Genomic DNA, 20694 nt, shown 5'->3' with positions numbered 1-20694 from the left:
AAAAAAAATAATATTCGCAAAAAAGTGTATATTTGTTTTTATGGAAGAAGATTATATTAAACTTATATTTGGTTTAAAGCTAAAGCAGATACGTACAGATAAAGATTTATCTCTATTTGGTTTGTCTAAATTATCTGGCTTATCAAAGTCTTATTTAAATGAAATTGAAAACGGAAAAAAATACCCAAAGCCAGACAAAATAGCGATTCTTTCAGAACGATTAGATGTGCCTTATGACCAAATGGTATCTTTAAAGTTAGATAAAAATTTAGCACCAATAGGTGATTTGCTTCAGTCTAAAATTTTAAAAGAAATACCGCTAGAACTCTTTGGTATTAAAGAAAGTAATTTAATAGATATAGTTGCTAATGCACCAGCAAAAGTAAATGCATTTATTAGTACTATTATTGAAATAGCACAACATTATAATTTTAGTCGAGAAAGTTTTTATTTAGCCTCTGTACGCTCGTTTCAAGAAGCTAATAATAATTATTTTCATGACTTAGAGCAAAATGTTTTAGCTTTTGCAAAAGCTTACCATTTAAATTTAGATAGTTTTATTAACTCTAAAGATTTAGAAGAAATATTAATTGAAGAGTATGGTTATACTATTGAAAAAAATGAATTAAATAAACATGAGGCTTTAGGAAATTTACGTTCGGTTTATGTACCAAAAACTAAAACCTTACTGCTAAACAATGAAATAGACGAATCTCAACGTACATTTATTTATGCGAAGGAATTGGCTTATAATTTTCTTGAAATTAAGGAGCGCTTGTTTACTTTTCCATGGATTAAGTTTGATACTTTTGATCAAGTTTTAAATAATTTTTATGCTTCATATTTTGCAGGTGCATTAATTATTTCTCGTGAAAAACTAAAGAAACAATTAGCTAATATTTTTGAAAAAGAAACATTTCAGTCTAACTTATTTATAGAATCTATAGAGAGTTTTAATGCTTCTCCAGAATCTTTTTACCAAAGGTTAACCAATATTTTACCAAAAGCATTTAATATTCAAAATCTGTTTTTCTTACGTTTTTCTCACACGGCAGGTAGTAATGCTTTTTATTTAAATAAAGAGTTGCATTTATCACATCAACACTCGCCACATGCAAACGAAACAAACGAGCATTACTGTAGACGTTGGGTGTCTTTAAAAGTTTTAAAAGATATAAGTGAAAATAAAAATAGTCATGAATTTGATATACAGATTTCTAATTATAAAGATGATGGTGAAAAATATTTGGTACTATCATCAGCAACAAGAGATCCTTTTAAAGATAGGCAATATCGAAGTATAAGTATAGGTTTATTAATTAATAAACAACTACAACGTAAACTTAATTTTTTAAGCGATGCAAATATTAAAATGCAAAATGTTGGTGTAACTTGCCAACGTTGTACAGTAGAAAATTGTGAGGTAAGGCAATCGCCACCAGTGGTTTTAGAAAAAAAGGCTAAAAACAAAAAAATAGAGACTATAGTAGAAACACTTACTGCTAAGTTTAATTAATTTAAACAACTACTAGTTTTTTTAACATAACAATTTGTCCTAAATGGTAATGTGAGTGCTCTATAATACCAAGTAAATTTCTAAAGTAAGTACCATATTTTTGGTCTACAAAAAAGGCTTGAAGTTTAGTGTCTGGTAATTGTTCAATTAATTCTGCAAATTGTTTAGCTTGAGTAAAAATTTTATCTAAAAATTGCTCCCAGTCTTTTTGGTTTGTAATTGGTGGATGATTAAAACTTAAGGCATCTTTAGCATTTAGTTTTTCGCCTTCAAGTACTTTTAAATTAGCGTCTATATAATAATTTATATGAAATACTAATGTAGCTATAGTATTAAAATCCTGTATTTTAGTTGTTGCTTGTTGCCAGGTTACAGAATCTAAAACTGTTTTTAAATTTGAAGCAGTCCAATTTCCTCCAAAATGAAATTCTAATATATGTTTTGCTATTTGCGAAGTCGTTTTCATTTAAAAAAATAAAAATTAGTAATCATTATTTACTTCAATCCAATAATCATCTGGATCTTGAAAGTAAATTTGCTTAATACCATCGTTTCTAATATAATCTTTTTTTGGTGTGTTACGCCAGTCTGAATAGTCTATACCTAAAGACTCTAAGTGCTCTACAAATGCATTAAAATTTAATGTAGCTAAGGCAAAATGTACAGCTTTGTTAGTTTTTATTTCACTATCTGGTCTTGGTATTAAATGTAATTGTCTGTCGTCATTAAATTTAAGCCATCTTGTTTTTGATGTAGAAGCTGTATTTTTAATTTCTTCAAGATTAAAAACGTTTTTATAAAATAAAACAGATACATCTACATCTTTAACAGAAAGTGCAATATGGTTAAAGGTGAAACAATTCATTATTTATTTAAATTAAGGCTTAATATTTGTTCTTTATTTAAACAAAGTTTATACTACCTAGGTTCTAAGCCATATTTTTTTAAAGTATTGGTATATAAATTCCAAGTTCTGTCTTTATTAAAAGACACTTGAATAGGAATTTTTTCAAATTCTAATAATGTGGCACTAACACGTTTTTTTAATTCTGCAACCGAAGTTGTGTAAAATAACCATGTTTTACGGTTTTTGTGGCTGTACACTATTGTAAGTATAGATTGTAAATCATGCTCTAAACTTTTAATTAATGCGTCTTCAATTTCTGTCATTAATTTATTTTCTTCAGCAGTAGGAATACCATTGTTTGTTTGTGAATTAAATGTCCAAACAAACTCTACGTGATCATTATATTGCTTAGAGTCTGTAAAGTTTTTTAAATGTTTTCTACCTCTTACAATAACAGGTTTTCCTTCGCTTTCTACGGTTGTAGCAAACCAAGAGTCGTTTAATTTTAGTTTAGATTCTTTAGACTGAGAGAATAAAGTACCAACATTTAGTATTAGTATTAATAGAATAAGTTTTTTCATTTTTTTAAGTTTTTTTGAAGAATTTGGGACTTTTAAATACTTAAAACGAAGCTACTACAAATAATTTACAAAGCCAAAAACAAAAAACCACCTAAAAAGGTGGTTTTTAAACTTGTAAATAGTTTTTCTTCTATTATTCTATAGTTACAATTAAATCGTCTTGTTTAACCATATTACCTTCTTTTAAACTAATTTTTTTAACAATTCCAGATTTAAAGGCCGTAACAGTTGTTTCCATTTTCATGGCTTCAATTATAAATAAAGGATCGTTTTCTTTTACTTCCTGTCCCTTTTTTACTAATACTTTGTATAATGAACCTTGTAATGGTGCACCAATATGGTTGGTATTAGCAGGATCTATTTTCTCATTTTCTTCTACAGTAATATTTAAAGATTTGTCTAATACTTCAACAAATCTATTTTCTCCATTTACTTTAAAAAATACAGTTCTCATACCTTGCTCATTAGGTATGCCCACAGATAGTAATTTTATAATTACTGTTTTACCAGGTTCTAATTCTATTAAAGTTTCTTCTCGCAATTTCATACCATAAAAAAAGTTTTTTGTTGGTACTAATGCTAAGTTGCCATAGTTTTTATAATTCTCATGAGCTTTTTCAAAAACTTTTGGATATAGAGTGTACGATAAGAAATCTTCCATTTCTATAGCTCTTGTAAATCCTTTTTGAAATTTCTTTTTAAAGGCTTTATACTCAGTATCAAAATCTATAGGTTCTAAATGAGCATTTGGTCTATTAGTATATGGCTTTCTGTTTTTTAGAATTATTTTTTGAAGCTTTTTAGGAAATCCTCCAGCTGGCTGACCTAAATCTCCTTTAAAGAAACTAATTACCGATTCTGGAAACGAAATTTCTTCACCACGCTCCATAACATCTTCTGTAGTAAGATTATTAGTTACCATAAAAATAGCCATATCACCAACCACTTTAGAGCTAGGTGTTACTTTAACCAAATTACCAAAGAGTTTATTTACGGCAGCATACATTTTTTTAACCTCATCAAATCTATCTCCTAAACCTAAAGCTGTAGCTTGCGGTCTTAAATTTGAATATTGTCCGCCAGGAATTTCATGTTCAAAAACCTCTGCGGTACCAGCTTTTAAACCAGACTCGAAAGGATAATACAACTCACGAGTGTCTTCCCAAAAGTTACTAAACTCATTAAGTTTTGGCATATTAAAGTCGTGAGCTCTTGGTTGGTTTTTCATCATTTCTACAACCGCATTAAAGTTGGGTTGTGAGGTTAAACCAGATAAGCCACTTAATGCTACATCTACAACATCTACACCAGCTTCAATAGCTTTTAAATAGGTTGCTGTTTGTAGTGATGAGGTATCGTGAGTATGCAAATGAATTGGTACATTTACTGTGTCTTTTAACGCCGAAACCAATTCGGTTGCTGCATAAGGTTTTAATAAACCTGCCATATCTTTTATGGCAATCATGTGCGCACCAGCATTTTCTAAATCTTTAGCAAGTTGTGTATAGTATTTTAGGTTGTATTTTGTTTCATTAACATCTAAAATATCGCCAGTATAACTTAATGCTGCCTCTGCAATTCCGCCAGTTTTATTACGAACATAATTTATACTTGGTTCCATAGCTTTTACCCAGTTTAAGGAGTCGAAAATTCTAAAAATATCAACACCATTTTCCCAAGATTTTTCTACAAACTTCTCTATTAAATTATCTGGATAAGCTTTATAACCAACACCATTAGAACCTCGTAATAGCATTTGAAATAATATGTTGGGTACTGCTTTACGCAATTCTCTTAAGCGTGTCCATGGACTTTCGTGCAGGAAACGTAAGCAAACATCAAAAGTTGCGCCACCCCAAACTTCCATACTAAATGTATTAGGATGGTTTTTTGCATAACTTTCGGCTACTTTAAGCATATCGAACGTTCGCATACGTGTTGCTAATAGTGACTGGTGTGCATCTCGCATTGTGGTATCTGTAAAATGAATTTTCTTTTCATCTTTTAACCAAGCACAAAATTTTTCTGGTCCTAACTCTGTAAGTAAATCTTTTGTGCCTTTTGGATAAGCTTCAGATAAACTAAACTTTGGAATTTTAGGGTTTCTAAACACCTTGTTTTCTTCAATAAACTTTACATCTGGATTGCCATTTACTATAGTTTCAGCTAAATACTTAACTACTTTTGAAGTTCTATCTTGTGGTAATTTTATTTTGAAAAGTGCAGGCGTATTTTGAATAAAATTAACGGTTACTTTTCCATCTTTAAACGTTGGATGCTGAATTACATTTTGTAAAAAGTGAATGTTAGTTTTTACACCACGAATTCTAAATTCTTTTAAAGCTCGAATCATTTTACGCGTAGCACCATCTAAGGTTCTACCATGTGATGAAACTTTTACTAACATAGAATCGAAAAACGGACTTACCTGATAGCCTTGGTATATACTACCAGCGTCTAAACGAATACCCATACCAGATGCACTACGATATGTTGTTACATTACCATAATCTGGTGTAAAGTTATTGGCAGGATCTTCGGTTGTAAGTCTACATTGTAATGCAAAACCATAGGTTGCAATAGAATCTTGATCGTATATTTTTATTTGTTGGCTGCTTAATTTGTAACCACCAGCAACAAAAATTTGTGTTTTTACCAAATCTATACCTGTAACCATTTCGGTAACGGTATGTTCTACCTGTATTCTTGGATTAACTTCTATAAAGTAAATATTATCTTCTCTATCTACTAAAAACTCTACTGTACCAATGTTATTATAATTTACTTCCTTGGCAATAGAAACAGCATATTTATATAATTGTTGTTTAACATTTTCACTTACATTATGTGATGGTGCAATTTCAACTACTTTTTGATGTCGACGTTGTACAGAGCAGTCGCGTTCATGTAAGTGGCGAATATTACCATGATTATCTGCAACAATTTGCACTTCAATATGTTTTGGGTCTTCAACATATTTTTCTAAAAACATGGTGTCATCTCCAAAAGCATTTAATGCTTCATTTCTTGCTGAGTCAAAATTTAGTTCTAAATCTTCAGCTTTTCTAATAATTCGCATACCACGACCGCCGCCACCAGAAGCAGCTTTAAGCATAATAGGATAACCTATAGTTTCGGCTTGAGAAAGCGCTACTTTTAAAGAGGTTAGTTTCTTTTTATTACTTTCTATAATTGGTACATTACATTTTACTGCTACTTTTTTTGCAGTAATTTTATCACCTAAAGCGTCCATAACCTTTGGGTCTGGACCAATAAAAATAATCCCATTAGCGGCACATTGTCTTGCAAATTCTGAGTTTTCTGATAAAAAACCATAACCTGGATGTATGGCGTCTACATTTTTAGATTTTGCCAAATCTATTATGGCTTCAATATCTAAATAGGGTTTTAATGGTTGGTTGTCTTCTCCAATTTGGTAAGATTCATCAGCTTTATTTCTATGTTGCGAGTAGCGATCTTCGTACGTATAAATGGCTACAGTTGTTATGTTTAACTCTGTACAAGCTCGTAAAACGCGAATAGCAATTTCACTTCTGTTAGCAACAAGAACTTTTTTAATTTTCATTTTGTAGTAGTGTGTTTTAGTTGTGTGTTATTTTATAATATATGGATTTTCGTTTTGGTAATTTCTTATAATAAAATCTAATGCGGACTTTAGTAATTCTCCCATGTTTTTAGAGCGTTTAAATCTTACATCGTTAGTAAGTTTAAATAAGCCAGACCTTAATTCTTTAATTTTAGCATTTGTAGAAATTGTATCTTCTTTCATGCAATTAATTAAATCCTGTAAGCGTTCCTGTTCGCTTGTTGCTCGCTTTGCTAGAAGAGAACGTTCTTCTTTTTTATATTGTTCTATCGACTCTTTAGCTAAAACCTCTATACTCATTTTTACTAAAGCATTGTTTTCTTTTAAAAACTGTGGTTTATATACTTTTGGGTTACCTTCATAACTTTGCTGGTCGAAATCTACTGCGCGAATTCTATATTGAATACGGTCGAAATCATGAGTAATTACTATTACATAATTATACGAGCGCATATCTGCCAAAAGTCTTACAAAGCAGCGCTCATTAAATTTAACAAACTCTTTGGCTAATGCACGTTTATCTTGTTCTGTAATTTTATTTAGGTATTCGCTTATGTAAGTGTCACCAGGAATTCCAGAAATATGTTCTTCTATTAAAGTGTCTTTATGAACTAAAAAGTTTATGTGGTTGGGCGATAGAATATGTTCAAGTTCTAAACCGTAAATTCTAGAAGCATCTGCTTTTTTTATATATAAAAATATATAGTTATCATTTAATACGTTTCTAACTTTTATACGAAAAGGTTTAGTATTACCAAATGTGCAAAAATCAATACTATCAATATTTAAATAGGGTAGAATAGAGTCACTACCGTCTGAATGTAATATAGAATACATTTGTTTTAAACTTAACTCTATTTCATCTCTTTCATGCTCGGCATAATAACAGCTTACCCAAAGTGTATCATTATCATTATCATCAAAAATTTCTACTGCACCTTGAAAGCGCAAAAGGTCATCATAAAAAATTGGAATTTTTATGTTTCGGCCTTGCTCACTAAGGTATTTTGACAACTTATCTGTTATAGGATATGCTGGTTTTTTTTTAGAAATAAGTTTTTCATTCATAGTTATAATAGAAAGCCTATAAGGTAGTTATTTATTGATAAAAAATACTATGCACGCATAGTATTTTTTAATTTTATTTAAAATTAATTTAACAAAAGAAAGGTTTGATTATAAAAATTAAATTTACCTTTGCAGTATAATTATGAGAAACAATAAATTAAATAGTATTTGTAAAATGTTTTGGATGTCAACTTCCAAAGCATAGAGCGTATATTATAAAACCATATATAAAGCGTTCTATTTTTTAATAGAACGCTTTTTTTTTAACCATAGTAAAATGAATTTTTTAAACCTTATATCGATTAATATTAAAAGTAATGCACATAATTTTATGTGTAAGAAGTCGATTATATCCAAATATCAAAGCGTTTAAATTAATAAGAAATAGAAACTTTTAATCCCTTTGATTTTACACTAAATCAAAGGGATTTTTTTATACCTAGTATTATGATAAGAAAAATCACAGTATTACTAAAAAGAGAGCAAACAATTAAAGAATTAAAAAGCTATACTAATGTCATGATTGGGTCATTAATATTGGCTATAGCGTATGTAATATTTATTATACCACATAATATTGTGCCAGGTGGTATTTTGGGTTTAAGTATTGTAATAAATAAACTTACAGGTTTATCTGTTGGTATAGTGGCTTTGTGTATAAATATTCCATTATTACTTTGGGGAACAAAAGTATTGGGAAAAAAAACAGGTTTAAAAACAGCATTTTCAATGGTGTTGGTGTCTTTTTATATAGACATTTTTACCAAAATATTTAGAAATAAAATATTTGTAGAAGATGTTTTAATCTCATCGTTATTTGGTGGTGTAATTATTGGTTTTTCTGTTTTTATGGTAATGAAAGCTGGTGCAACTACTGGCGGAAATGATATTTTAGTTCGTATACTGGCAAAAAAAATTAAACGTCCTTTTAGTCAATTAATATTAATGGTAGATGGTATTGTAATTGCTTTGGGTATTTTTGTGTTTAACGATTTTACAATGGCTGCTTATAGTATTGTTGCTATAATTGCTATTAGTAAAACCATAGCTTATTATATTAAGCAATCTGCAATGCACATGACGGTATTTGTTTTTTCTGAAAAGAATTTACTTATACAAGAGGCTTTTTTAAATAACAAAAAGCATACTAATACAATATTAAAATTAATACACCATGATTCTCAAGGAAAGTTAATTTTAATAACAAAAAACAGAAAACAAATTGAAGCTGTTAAAGCTGTAGTTTATAAAGTAGATGATAAAGCAGATATTAGTGTTTTAGAGTCTACAACTGAAACGGTTTAGTTAAATAAAAAAAGCCACTTCAAATTGAAGTGGCTTTTTAAATTAATTTATAGAGATTACTTGATCATCTCATAACTGCGTTTTACAAAATCGCTTAATTCTTTCCCTTTTAATAAACCTTGAGATAGTCTAGCTAAATCCAAACTTTGGTTAATTAAACGCTCTTGTTTTTCTTTAGCTTCGGTATTTAAAATCTCGTTTACTAGCTTAGAGTTTGTATTTACTATTAAGTTGTAAATCTCTGGCATGTTACCAAACATATTCATTCCGCCACCACCAGAAGCTTGCATTTCTTTCATACGACGCATAAATTCTGGTTGTGTAATCATAAATGGAGCAGCATCACTATCTTGAGGTTCTAATTGTACAGAGAATTTTTCAGAAGGAATAACTTCTTTTAGTAATTCGTCTAACGCTTTAGTTTGCTCTTCATCTAATTTAGAAATTGTTGTATCGTCTTTTTTAATTAGTTTGTCTATAGAATCTGCATCAACACGTGCAAAAGTAATATTCTCTTTTGTGCTTTCTAATTTTTGCATTAAATGCGAAACAATTGGAGAATCTAATAACAATACTTCATATCCTTTTGCTTTGGCAGCTTCAATATATGTATGTTGTTCGTCTTGGTTGCTTGCGTATAGAATTACCATTTTACCATCTTTATCTGTCTGGTTTGCTTTAATGGCGTTTTCTAATTCTTGATACGTGTAAAACTTATTATCTACTGTTGGGTATAATGCAAAAGCATCTGCTTTATCGAAGAATTTATCTTCAGAAAGCATTCCATATTCAATAACAATTTTAATATCGTTCCATTTTGCTTCAAAATCTTCACGGTTATTATTAAATAACGATTTTAATTTATCTGCTACTTTACGTGTAATGTAAGATGAAATCTTTTTAACAGCGCCATCTGCTTGTAAGTACGAACGAGATACGTTTAATGGAATGTCTGGAGAATCTATAACACCACGTAACATGGTTAAAAATTCTGGTACAATACCTTCTACATTATCTGTTACAAATACTTGGTTTTGGTATAATTGAATTTTATCCTTTTGCATGCTCATATCTTGAGTCATTTTTGGGAAATACAATATACCAGTTAAGTTAAATGGGTAATCTACATTTAAGTGAATATGAAATAAAGGTTCTTCAAATTGAGCTGGATAAAGCTCTCTATAAAAACCTTTGTAGTCTGCATCTTCTAACTCAGTTGGTTGTTTTGTCCAAGCTGGATTAGGATTATTTATAATATTATCTACAGTAATTTTTTTCTGTGGTTCTGTAGTTTCTTTACCTTCAGCATCTGTAGTTGTTTCAGGTGTATGTTCTGGATCGTTAATTTCTTTAGTTCCAAATTTAATTGGAATAGGCATAAACTTGTTATACTTAGATAGTAAGCTACCAATACGTGCTTCTTCTAAAAACTCTAAAGAGTCTTCAGCAATGTGAAGAATAATTTCTGTTCCTCTATCTTTTTTCTCTGCTGTTTCTAATGTGAATTCTGGAGAACCATCACAAGTCCAGTGTGCAGCTTCGGTTCCTTCTTTGTGAGATTTAGTAATAATTTCTACTTTATCAGCTACCATAAAAGCAGAATAAAAACCAAGACCAAAATGCCCAATAATTCCAGAGTCTTTAGCAGAGTCTTTATATTTATCTAAAAATTCTTCTGCTCCAGAGAAAGCGACTTGGTTAATGTATTTTTCAACTTCGTCTGCAGTCATACCTAAACCTTGATCAATAATATGAAGTTTTTTACTTTCTTTATCGATTTTTACTTCAATAATTGGGTTTCCATATTCTGCTTTAGACTCTCCAATACTGGTTAAATGCTTTAATTTTAAAGTTGCATCTGTACCATTACTAATAAGCTCACGTAAAAATATTTCGTGATCACTATACAAGAACTTCTTAATTAGTGGGAAAATGTTTTCTACCGAAACATTAATATTTCCTTTTGCCATTGTTATGTTTTTTTATCTGTTATGTAAATACAAAAGCTTGTTGTCAAGTTTTTGTATTTACACAACGCGTTTATATTATTAATTTCTTATTGTTCGATAGTCAAAAAAAATACCAATTAACTAAAGGTGACAAGATGACATTTAATTTTTGTTTGCTGAGGATTTAATAAAATCAAGCATATATTATGCATGCATAATTAATAAAAAACATTTTTTTACCGTTTCGCTACGAAAACATTAAATTGCGAGACTGTTTTAGGAATTACTACTATAGTAATTTCTATATTATTAAAAAGAAAGAATAAATTTTTTTAGATGTATAATTCGAAAATTATAGGACTTGGTAAATACTTACCAGACAACGTGGTAACAAATGATGATCTATCTAAAATGATGGATACAAATGATGAGTGGATTACTGAGCGTACAGGTATAAAAGAACGCCGTTGGGTAAAACCAGGTTCTGGAGATACTACTGCAACTATGGGAGTAAAAGCTGCCAAACAAGCAATTGAGCGTGCAGGAATAGATAAAAACGATATAGATTTTATTGTTTTTGCGACTTTAAGTCCAGATATGTACTTTCCTGGTCCAGGCGTACAAGTACAGCATGCTTTAGGAATTAAAACGGTTGGTGCGCTAGATGTACGTAACCAATGTTCTGGTTTTATTTATGCTTTATCTGTAGCAGATAATTTTATTAAAACAGGAATGTATAAAAATATTCTTGTAATTGGTAGTGAGTTACATTCTCACGGGTTAGATAAAACTACGCGTGGTCGTGGTGTTACTGTAATTTTTGGTGATGGAGCAGGAGCTGCAGTTTTAACCAGAGAAGAAGATACTACTAAAGGTGTGTTATCTACACATTTACATTCTCAAGGTGAACATGCCGAGGAGTTGGTTTTAGTTGCGCCAGGTATGGGAAAACGTTGGGTAAATGATATTTTAGAAGATAAAGATCCTAACGATGAAAGTTATTTCCCGCATATGAATGGGCAATTTGTATTTAAAAATGCTGTAGTTAGATTTAGTGAAGTAATTATGGAAGGTTTGATGCAAAATAAATTAGGAAAAGAAGATATTAGCATGCTTATTCCGCATCAGGCTAATTTAAGAATAGCTCAATTTATACAAAATAAGTTTGCGCTTAGTAACGACCAAGTTTACAATAACATTATGCGTTATGGTAATACAACAGCAGCATCTATACCAATTGCATTAACCGAAGCTTGGGAAGAAGGTAAAATAAAAGAAGGAGATAATGTAGTTTTAGCGGCTTTTGGTAGTGGTTTTACTTGGGGAAGTGCTATAATTAAATGGTGATCTTTTAAAAAAATATAATTTTAAAAAAAATCCCAATGTTAAACATTGGGATTTTTTTGCTATCAATCATATAAACTTAACGTGTTTACGAACGTTTTATGTAAAGACTAATTCAAATAAAATTAATTCGTTAACTGTGTTGCGTTTACTTATAGACGCTTATATTTTGTTTTTATTACACTGAAAATCAGTATTTAACAATATTTAACATTAGTTTTTGTTTATTTGCATAAAAAAAATCCTGAAACAAAGTCTCAGGATTTTATCGCTATTAATCAATTCTATCTAATATGAAATATCAAGTCGAAGAATTAACTGATGCAAAAATATAACGTAAATATTGTTAAATCTATTGATTTAAGGTATTTAGCAATTATTTAACTTATTTTTAGAATGTATTGTTAAGAAAAACCTCTCAATTTAAAAGCCCAAAACATAAAGTTCTGGGCTTTTTTATTTAATAGCCAACATAAACACTAACCATCAACTTTTATAAAGACTATTAAATAATTTCTTTTTTACATAAATCCGCCACCGCTAGATTTTTCGTTGTTATCTCTATTTTTTCTAGATTTAGCTCTGTATTTACCACCACCAAATCTATAATTTAGTCCTAAAAATATGTTTTGGTTTTCCCAAGTAAATCTTCCGGTTTGTCTAAATGGATTATCACCTTCAAAACCAAATTCCATAGTATTAAAAATATCATTATAATTAATGCTTATAGACCCTTTGCCTTTAGCAAAGCTTTGCCTAGCTCCTATATTTACAAAATACATTGGTGTGCTTTCAAATTGTATACCTTTACTTTTTCCTCTATATAATCCAAAAAGAGAGAATGATAAGGTTTTGCTTATACTAAAGTTATTAAAAGCTCTAAAATTCCAGGCAACATTATCTACTTCAATTTCACTTCTAACAATATTGTCTATAGTTGCATTTTCTAAAGGTACATTTATACGTTCTGTAATACCGGTTTGTGTTTGCGAAAACAAATCAAAACTTGCATTAATGCTCCACCATTTTGTAGGTCTGTAATTACTTGATAATTCTACACCAAAAGCCGATGTGTTATCAAAGTTATCATTAGTTAAAATTAACCTGCTTAAATCTGTTTGGTCTACAAATACGGCAGTATTAATTTCGTCTTCAATAATTCTATAAAATACACCACCAGTTATGCTTCCGCCTTTTACTACACGTGTATAGTTTGCTTCAATAGAATTTGTAAATTGTGGTAAAAGGTTTGGGTTTCCAAATTGAGATATTAATGGCGTGCTCCATTCTCTAATAGGGTTTATTTGTCCAATTCCAGGTCTATCTATACGTCTGCTATAGCTTAATTGATATGAGTTTTTCTCGCTAGGACTATAAGTTAAAAACAACGAAGGATAGACTTCAAAATAATCATTTTTAAAAGGATTTGGAGTGGTTTCGTTTGTTTCTATTTCTGTCTCTAAGGCATTAGCGTTAACCTCTACAGTCTCTGCTCTTAAACCAATTTGATATGTGAATTTTTCAAATTTCTTTCCGTAGGTTGCATAAGCAGAGAATATATTTCTTTCGTAATCAAAAGTTGTTGATGGTGTTTGCCTTAGCATTCCAGTTTCATTAAAGCTTAAACCAGTAGAGGCAAAGTTTATATTGGTTTCAAATAAACGTGCTTGTAACCCTAATTCTAATTTTGCTTTTTCACTTAATGGGTTTACATAGTCTAGGTTTATGGTTGTTCTATTTCTTTCTGTTCCTACTAAATCATTTCTTGTAGGACTTAGTGCATTTGCACCAAAATTATAAAAATTAGCATCTTCATCTTGTTCAAAATCGTTATAATCTACTTCTAGCTCTACGTTGTGTCCATCTTTAGCAAAATCTAATTTGTAATTTAAATTGTACTGCCCAGAGATGTTATCGTTTGTGTTTTTAAAGGTTTGGTATTGGTTAGCGGCTTCATCATCATAAAATAAAACACTGGTTTCACTATTAGTTTTAGAGTCGAATGTATTTTGGTTTGTGAAAAAAGATAATGTGTTTTTATCATTAATGTAGTAATCTACACCAACTTTATATAAGTGATTTTTAGTGTTCGATAAGCCTCCAAAAAACTGTTGAGAATTATCATCTACACGTAAAATGTTTCCTCTGTTTGCATTTTTAGCAATATTGTTTCCATAGTTTCCGTAGATGTTAATTTTTCCGTTTCTATAATTTAAATCTACCGATGAATTAAATTTTGCATTTTCATCCACATTTAATCCCATATTTATACTACCATTAAATCCTAATTTTACGTTTTTATGTAGTACAATATTTATAATTCCACTCATGCCTTCTGGATTATATTTGGCAGATGGATTTGTAATTAACTCTATACTTTTTATAGAGGTAGAAGGAATTTGTTTTAATAACTGTGCAGCAGGAATGTTAGATAATTTTCCGTCTACCATAACGCGCACATTTTGATTACCACGTAAACTTATAGCTCCAGATTGCTGGTCTACACTTACACTTGGTAAGTTATTCATAATATCACTTGCTGTTGGTCCAGTTGTAGTAAGGTCTTTACCAACGTTTATTACTTTTCTGTCTACTTTTTGTTGTATTGTAGATACTTCGGCCGTAATTTCTACCTCACCTAAACTAGTAGCTTCTTCAAATATTTTAATAGTACCAAAGTCTATTCTTTTAGTGTCTTTGGTAATTTCAATTTCACGACTTACAGTTTTGTAGCCAAGGTATTCGATGCTTACTTTGGTTTTTCCTTCAGGTATATTTTCCATATAAAAAGTACCGTCTTCTTTTGTTAGACTACCTGTAATTATTTTATTGTTTAAGTCTCTAATTACGATATTTACATATGGTAAGGGTTCGTTAAGATTTCCGTCTAAAATAGTACCAGTAATAATTCCATTTTTAAATATGGATGGACTATTTACCGAAGTTTGTGCCTGTAATGTAAAAGCTATTACAAATAGGCAAATGCTTAATAAGTGTTTCATTTTGATTGATTGGTGTTTTTTGATTGATTGTATTTAAATTGGTTTGTTTTGGTAATAATATAAAGACGTATGTTTTAAATTTCTGTTACCGCTTTTAATAGGTGTTAACATGAATTTAACATTTGTCTTGTTTCTTTTTATTAATATGAGATAAGAAATAAAAAAAGATGAATAAGAAAACATTAGTAATAGGGGCATCAACAAAACCAAATAGATATTCTAATATGGCGATGCAAAAATTAACAAATTATAATCATGATACTGTGGCCTTTGGAATGCGTCCAGGAGAAGAATATGGTGTTACTATAGATACAGAATTAAAACCTTATAAGGATTTAGATACAGTAACTCTATATTTAAACCCTACTAGGCAAAAAGAATATTATAACTATATAGTGTCTTTAAAACCCAAGCGTGTAATTTTTAATCCAGGAACAGAAAATCCAGAATTTTACGCTATTCTTAAAGAAAATAATATTGAAGTAGAAGTTGCTTGTACATTGGTAATGCTATCTACAAACCAGTATTAACTTCTTTTTTATTGGTAATAAATAATAAGCCAATAAATGTTAGTAAGCCGTTTACTATTAAAATTTCGAATCCAAATTGGTAGCCAAATAATAGCTCTTTAGAATACAGATTCATAAAGTAAGATAGTAATGGTGCGGTTATGGCTATAACCCAAACATATTTATCTTTAATATGTTTTTTGGTTAAAATGCCAAATGCAAATAAGCCAAGTAGTGGACCATAAGTATAGCCAGCAGCTTTAAATAACTCCCATATAACAGAAACATCTGTAAAAATAGTATCAAATAATATAATTACTGCAACAAGTAGAAAACTAAAAAAGATATGAGTACGTTTACGTATCTTTTTTTGTTCTTGCTGTGGTTTTTTATCAAGCTCTATAATATCTATACAAAAAGAAGTTGTTAGTGAAGTTAAAGCAGAATCTGCACTTGAGTAAGCAGCAGCAATTAAACCTAAAAGAAAAAATGCTGAAGTCGCAATACCTATTTCTGGCAACATGGCTATGGTTGGAAATAAATCATCCTTTTTGGCAGTAATACCATTTTGCTCTGCATATTGGGTAAGCATTAAACCTAAAGCTAAAAATAAGATGTTTACAAATACAAGAACCACAGCAAACGAAAGCATATTTTTTTGTGCTTCTTTTATATTTCTACAGGTTAGGTTTTTTTGCATCATATCCTGGTCTAAACCTGTCATGGTAATAGTAATAAATATACCTGCTAAAAAGCTTTTCCAAAAATACTGCGGATCATTACCATCGCTAAAAAAGAAAACCTTACTCATGTTGCTATTGGTAATATTGCTGTAGACTTCAGTAATACTATTTAAATTTAAAGCAGAAGCTAAAAAGAAAATTGCCACAATTACTGCAGTAAGCATAAATAATGTTTGTAAAGTATCTGTAAAAATTATAGTTTTAATACCACCTTTAAAGGTATATAGCCAAATTAAGGCAATGGTTATTAATACGGTAACCGGAAAAGGAATGCCAAATTGATTAAAAACTAAAAGCTGTAAAACCTTAGCAACTAAAAACAGCCTAAAAGCAGCACCAACCGTTCTAGAAATTAAAAAGGCTACAGAACCTGTTTTGTAACTTGTACTACCAAACCTATCTCTTAAATACGTATAAATAGACGTTAAGTTTAATCTATAATATAAAGGTAATAATACATAAGCAATAACTAAATAACCAACAAAATAGCCTAGTACAACTTGAAAATAGCCAAACTGTTTACCTGCTACAGCACCAGGAACAGATATAAATGTTACGCCAGATAGCGATGCGCCAATCATACCAAAAGCAACCAAATACCATGGTGCAGATTTATTAGCTTTAAAAAAAGCAGCATTTGTATCTTCTTTTCCTGTGAAATAAGATATTAAAATAAGCACACCAAAATAGGCAGCAATTAGTAATAAAATTTGAGTAGCAGTCATGTAAATTATATTCTACCGGCCAAAATACAAAATAAGTTTACAGCTATAGGTTTGTTGCTTAAAAATACTAAAATATTACATGGTGTTACTTTAAATATTAACGTATTTAAAGACACTAAAATTAGTGAAAGTCTGCACTTATATTTAAATTCGCAGTCTATGGAATTCTCATCTAAACTTTTGGAAAATGCTGTTAACGAAATCTCACAATTACCAGGTATTGGTAAGCGTACAGCATTACGTTTGGCATTACATTTATTAAAACAACCAAAAGAGCAAACCACAAATTTATCGCAAGCAATTACTCATATGCGAGAAGATTTAAAATTTTGTAGATCCTGCCATAATATTAGCGATGTTGACTTGTGTGAAATTTGCGCAAATCCATTGCGAAAAAAAGATGTTATTTGTGTAGTTGAAGATATTCGCGACGTTATGGCTATAGAAAATACGGCATCGCATAAAGGATTGTATCACGTTTTAGGCGGAAAAATAAATCCTATAGAAGGTATTGGACCACACGATTTAAATATTGTAAGCTTAATAGAAAAAGTAAAAAGCGGAAACATTAAAGAACTTATTTTTGCATTAAGCCCAACTATGGAAGGCGATACAACCAACTTTTATATATTTAAACAATTACAAGGTTTAGAAGTACAAACCTCTACAATAGCCAGAGGAATATCTGTTGGAGATGAGTTAGAGTATGCAGATGAGGTAACACTTGGACGCAGTATTTTAAATCGTATTCCGTTTGAAAACTCATTAAAACAATAAGCCTTTTTGCAACTCTCGGTTATCATACTTAACTATAATGTACGCTACTTTTTAGAGCTATGTCTACAAAGCGTAGAAACAGCAATACAAAATATAGATGCTGAAATTATAGTAGTAGATAACAACTCACAAGATAAGAGTTGTACTATGGTAAAAGCCAAATTCCCTAAAGTGAAACTTATAGAAAATAAAAATAACTATGGGTTTTCTAAAGGAAATAATATAGGAGTAGCACAAGCCAAAGGCGAATATGTTTGCATATTAAACCCAGACACGGTAGTAGGAGAAAACACGTTTAAAACACTCTTGCAATTTGCAAAAACAAAACATAACCTTGGTATAGTAGGCTGTAAGTTAATAGATGGAAATGGTGAGTTTTTACCCGAAAGTAAACGTAACGTTCCAATAACAAAAGTAGCAATACAAAAAGCTTTAGGTAACTCACAACACTATTATGCAAACCAACTATCTAAAAATGAAATAGGTAAAGTACCCATTTATGTAGGCGCATTTATGTTAATAAAGCGCGATGTTTACAAAGCTGTAAATGGTTTTGACGAAGACTATTTTATGTATGGCGAAGATATAGACCTAAGTTATAAAATTATAAAAGCAGGTTACCAAAGCTATTATTATGGAGAAATAAGTGCAATACATTACAAAGGAGAAAGTACTTTAAAAAATAAAACCTATGCAAAACGCTTTTATGGTGCTATGCAAATATTTTATAAAAAACATTTTAAACGCAATGTAGTTTTTGATGCTTTGGTTTTTTTAGGCATACAATCAGCAAGAATATTTGGCAATAAACGAAAAGATGTAGTTGTAAAAACTGAAAATTACGCATTAGTTTCAAATAAGGAAATAGATGTTTTAGCCGAAAAATTAAAAAAACCGATATCATCAATTCAAAATATAACGGAAGCAAAAGCCAATACACAGGTGATTTTTGATGCTAACTGTATTAGTTTTCAAAAGATTATTGAAGAAATGGAAACTTCAGAAAAAAATAAAAATTTAACATTCAAAATACTTCCAAAAAACGCTAATTTTATACTCGGAAGTCATTCCTCAAAAAGTAGAGGAGAAGTGATACACTTTTAAGTATCAAAATAATAGAGTTAATAAAATCAAAATTATAACGAATAGTCAGATAAATAAGCTATTTTTTATTAATTTTGCATTTTGAAAATATAAAAAGACACATTTTTTATTAATATGGCAAGATTTGAACTAAAATTACCGAAAATGGGAGAAAGCGTAGCAGAAGCTACGATTACTTCATGGTTAAAAGAAGTTGGAGATACTATTGAACAAGACGAAGCAGTTTTAGAAATTGCAACAGATAAAGTAGATAGTGAAGTACCAAGTGAAGTTGATGGTGTTTTAGTAGAAGTGCTTTTTAATGTAGACGATGTAGTACAAGTAGGCCAAACAATTGCTGTGATAGAAACAGAAGGTGAAGGTAATACAACCGCTACAGAGCCAAAAGCAGAAGAAGTTGTAGAAGAAAAAACGGCACCTGCAGTTGCAGAGGTTGAAAAAACGGTGACTAAAGCTCAAGAAACAGCAGCGCCAATAAGTTCTAATGGCGAACGTTTTTACTCTCCATTAGTAAAAAATATGGCTAAAGCCGAAGGTATTGGTCAAGCCGAATTAGATGCTATTACAGGAACAGGAAAAGATGGTCGTGTAACTAAGGCAGACATGCAAGCTTATTTAAAAAATAGAGGTTCGCAACCTGCACAAGCAGCAGCAGCACCAGCACCAGCTAAAACCTCTAAGCCTGAAGCTAAAAAAGCAGCGCCAGTTGTAGCAGCACAAGGTGATGAAATTATAGAAATGACTAGAATGGGCAAGCTTATTGCGCATCATATGGTAGATAGTGTACAAACAAGTGCACACGTACAAAGTTTTATCGAGGCCGATGTTACAAATATCTGGAACTGGAGAAAGAAAGTAAAAGGAGAATTTATGAAACGTGAAGGCGAAAACCTTACGTTTACGCCAATATTTATGGAAGCCGTTGCAAAAGCATTACGTGATTTTCCTATGATGAATATCTCTTTACAAGGCGATACAATTGTTAAAAAGAAAAACGTAAACCTTGGTATGGCAGCAGCTTTACCAGATGGAAATTTAATTGTACCAGTTATTAAAAATGCAGACCAACTTAACCTAGTTGGCATGACAAAAGCTGTAAACGATTTAGCAGGACGCGCAAGAGATAATAAATTAAAACCAGACGATATACAAGGCGGAACATATACTGTAACAAATGTTGGTACATTTGGTAGTATTATGGGAACACCAATAATTAACCAGCCACAAGTAGGTATTTTAGCTTTAGGTGCTATACGTAAAGTGCCTGCAGTTATAGAAACACCAGATGGCGATTTTATAGGTATACGTTATAAAATGTTTTTATCACACTCTTACGATCACAGAGTTGTAAATGGAGCACTTGGTGGGCAGTTTGTAAAAGCAGTAAAAGACTATTTAGAAGCTTGGGATTCTAATAGAGAAATATAATTTTATACTACTTATTATATAAAAAAAGCACAGTTTAATTACTGTGCTTTTTTTGTTTTATAGAACTTTATTTATTCATTTATATGCGACATTTTAAGAATTAAACCAGATTTAATGTGGCATTAACTAAGATATATTATATAATTAATTTGATAATATATTTTTTAAAATGAAATTAGTTAGGCATTT

General features: G+C 30.4%; 15 protein-coding genes. 7 read left to right on the top strand and 8 right to left on the bottom strand.

Going from position 1 to position 20694, the window contains the following annotated elements:
- Nucleotides 1-40 precede the first annotated feature (40 nt).
- Nucleotides 41-1516: a helix-turn-helix domain-containing protein gene (locus LACAL_RS01005; RefSeq protein ID WP_013868829.1), complete on the top strand. Its 1476-nt coding sequence runs from the start codon at nt 41-43 to the stop codon at nt 1514-1516.
- A gap of 1 nt (nt 1517) precedes the next feature.
- Here LACAL_RS01005 and LACAL_RS01000 read toward each other — a convergent pair whose 3' ends face one another.
- From LACAL_RS01000 to LACAL_RS00980, 5 genes are all read right to left on the bottom strand, one after another.
- Nucleotides 1518-1982 (bottom strand): DinB family protein, encoded by a 465-nt coding sequence (locus tag LACAL_RS01000; protein ID WP_013868828.1) that lies wholly within the window; start codon nt 1980-1982, stop codon nt 1518-1520.
- Nucleotides 1983-1997: 15 nt separating this feature from the next.
- Nucleotides 1998-2381, bottom strand: a complete 384-nt coding sequence (locus tag LACAL_RS00995; RefSeq protein ID WP_013868827.1) for a VOC family protein — start codon at nt 2379-2381, stop codon at nt 1998-2000.
- A gap of 53 nt (nt 2382-2434) precedes the next feature.
- Nucleotides 2435-2944: a DUF695 domain-containing protein gene (locus LACAL_RS00990; protein WP_013868826.1), complete on the bottom strand. Its 510-nt coding sequence runs from the start codon at nt 2942-2944 to the stop codon at nt 2435-2437.
- A 133-nt stretch (nt 2945-3077) separates the two neighbouring features.
- Entirely contained in the window at nt 3078-6530 is a 3453-nt protein-coding gene (locus LACAL_RS00985; protein ID WP_013868825.1) for a pyruvate carboxylase, read from the bottom strand.
- Between the two features lie 27 nt (nt 6531-6557).
- Nucleotides 6558-7619 carry a hypothetical protein gene (locus LACAL_RS00980; protein WP_013868824.1) on the bottom strand — a complete coding sequence of 354 codons (1062 nt, stop codon included), beginning with the start codon at nt 7617-7619 and terminating at the stop codon, nt 6558-6560.
- Nucleotides 7620-8066: 447 nt separating this feature from the next.
- On the opposite strand from LACAL_RS00980, the gene LACAL_RS14925 reads away from it, so the two are divergent.
- Nucleotides 8067-8924: a YitT family protein gene (locus LACAL_RS14925; RefSeq protein ID WP_013868823.1), complete on the top strand. Its 858-nt coding sequence runs from the start codon at nt 8067-8069 to the stop codon at nt 8922-8924.
- Between the two features lie 56 nt (nt 8925-8980).
- Here the strand turns inward: LACAL_RS14925 and htpG are convergent, their stop codons facing one another.
- Complete coding sequence (htpG, locus tag LACAL_RS00970) at nt 8981-10894, bottom strand: molecular chaperone HtpG (RefSeq protein ID WP_013868822.1); 1914 nt, start codon at nt 10892-10894, stop codon at nt 8981-8983.
- A 315-nt stretch (nt 10895-11209) separates the two neighbouring features.
- On the opposite strand from htpG, the gene LACAL_RS00965 reads away from it, so the two are divergent.
- Entirely contained in the window at nt 11210-12220 is a 1011-nt protein-coding gene (locus LACAL_RS00965) for a 3-oxoacyl-ACP synthase III family protein (protein ID WP_013868821.1), read from the top strand.
- Between the two features lie 518 nt (nt 12221-12738).
- Here LACAL_RS00965 and LACAL_RS00960 read toward each other — a convergent pair.
- Nucleotides 12739-15219 (bottom strand): TonB-dependent receptor domain-containing protein, encoded by a 2481-nt coding sequence (locus LACAL_RS00960; RefSeq protein WP_013868820.1) that lies wholly within the window; start codon nt 15217-15219, stop codon nt 12739-12741.
- A 167-nt stretch (nt 15220-15386) separates the two neighbouring features.
- Between LACAL_RS00960 and LACAL_RS00955 the strand changes: the two genes are divergently transcribed.
- Nucleotides 15387-15749 (top strand): CoA-binding protein, encoded by a 363-nt coding sequence (locus LACAL_RS00955; RefSeq protein ID WP_013868819.1) that lies wholly within the window; start codon nt 15387-15389, stop codon nt 15747-15749.
- Here the strand turns inward: LACAL_RS00955 and LACAL_RS00950 are convergent.
- Nucleotides 15733-17196 carry a sodium:solute symporter gene (locus LACAL_RS00950; RefSeq protein ID WP_013868818.1) on the bottom strand — a complete coding sequence of 488 codons (1464 nt, stop codon included), beginning with the start codon at nt 17194-17196 and terminating at the stop codon, nt 15733-15735. The two genes, LACAL_RS00955 and LACAL_RS00950, sit on opposite strands and share 17 nt — an antisense overlap.
- A gap of 159 nt (nt 17197-17355) precedes the next feature.
- Here LACAL_RS00950 and recR point away from each other — a divergent pair, with 159 nt between their 5' ends.
- The 3 genes from recR to LACAL_RS00935 all read left to right on the top strand — a co-directional run bounded on the left by recR (nt 17356) and on the right by LACAL_RS00935 (nt 20505).
- Entirely contained in the window at nt 17356-17973 is a 618-nt protein-coding gene (recR, locus tag LACAL_RS00945; protein WP_041301641.1) for a recombination mediator RecR, read from the top strand.
- 6 nt (nt 17974-17979) lie between these two features.
- On the top strand, nt 17980-19077 hold the full coding sequence (locus tag LACAL_RS00940) for a glycosyltransferase family 2 protein (protein ID WP_013868816.1): 1098 nt from the start codon (nt 17980-17982) through the stop codon (nt 19075-19077).
- Nucleotides 19078-19191: 114 nt separating this feature from the next.
- Nucleotides 19192-20505: a dihydrolipoamide acetyltransferase family protein gene (locus LACAL_RS00935; RefSeq protein ID WP_013868815.1), complete on the top strand. Its 1314-nt coding sequence runs from the start codon at nt 19192-19194 to the stop codon at nt 20503-20505.
- The last annotated feature ends 189 nt before the right edge of the window (nt 20506-20694 follow it).

The sequence above is a fragment of the Lacinutrix sp. 5H-3-7-4 genome, assembly GCF_000211855.2.
Classification (GTDB): Bacteria; Bacteroidota; Bacteroidia; order Flavobacteriales; family Flavobacteriaceae; genus Lacinutrix.
Note: the sequence above shows the minus strand (reverse complement) of the source record. Positions and strands in the feature narration are given on the sequence as shown.

What these genes read in the sequence shown, in the direction of transcription:
- LACAL_RS00995 (WP_013868827.1), bottom strand. Translation starts at nt 2,381, where the DNA reads ATGAATTGTTTCACCTTTAACCATATTGCACTTTCTGTTAAAGATGTA.
- LACAL_RS00990 (WP_013868826.1), bottom strand. Translation starts at nt 2,944, where the DNA reads ATGAAAAAACTTATTCTATTAATACTAATACTAAATGTTGGTACTTTA.
- LACAL_RS00965 (WP_013868821.1), top strand. Translation starts at nt 11,210, where the DNA reads ATGTATAATTCGAAAATTATAGGACTTGGTAAATACTTACCAGACAAC.
- LACAL_RS01000 (WP_013868828.1), bottom strand. Translation starts at nt 1,982, where the DNA reads ATGAAAACGACTTCGCAAATAGCAAAACATATATTAGAATTTCATTTT.
- LACAL_RS00955 (WP_013868819.1), top strand. Translation starts at nt 15,387, where the DNA reads ATGAATAAGAAAACATTAGTAATAGGGGCATCAACAAAACCAAATAGA.
- htpG (WP_013868822.1), bottom strand. Translation starts at nt 10,894, where the DNA reads ATGGCAAAAGGAAATATTAATGTTTCGGTAGAAAACATTTTCCCACTA.
- LACAL_RS00935 (WP_013868815.1), top strand. Translation starts at nt 19,192, where the DNA reads ATGGCAAGATTTGAACTAAAATTACCGAAAATGGGAGAAAGCGTAGCA.
- LACAL_RS00985 (WP_013868825.1), bottom strand. Translation starts at nt 6,530, where the DNA reads ATGAAAATTAAAAAAGTTCTTGTTGCTAACAGAAGTGAAATTGCTATT.
- LACAL_RS00980 (WP_013868824.1), bottom strand. Translation starts at nt 7,619, where the DNA reads ATGAATGAAAAACTTATTTCTAAAAAAAAACCAGCATATCCTATAACA.
- LACAL_RS14925 (WP_013868823.1), top strand. Translation starts at nt 8,067, where the DNA reads ATGATAAGAAAAATCACAGTATTACTAAAAAGAGAGCAAACAATTAAA.
- LACAL_RS00950 (WP_013868818.1), bottom strand. Translation starts at nt 17,196, where the DNA reads ATGACTGCTACTCAAATTTTATTACTAATTGCTGCCTATTTTGGTGTG.
- recR (WP_041301641.1), top strand. Translation starts at nt 17,356, where the DNA reads ATGGAATTCTCATCTAAACTTTTGGAAAATGCTGTTAACGAAATCTCA.
- LACAL_RS00960 (WP_013868820.1), bottom strand. Translation starts at nt 15,219, where the DNA reads ATGAAACACTTATTAAGCATTTGCCTATTTGTAATAGCTTTTACATTA.
- LACAL_RS01005 (WP_013868829.1), top strand. Translation starts at nt 41, where the DNA reads ATGGAAGAAGATTATATTAAACTTATATTTGGTTTAAAGCTAAAGCAG.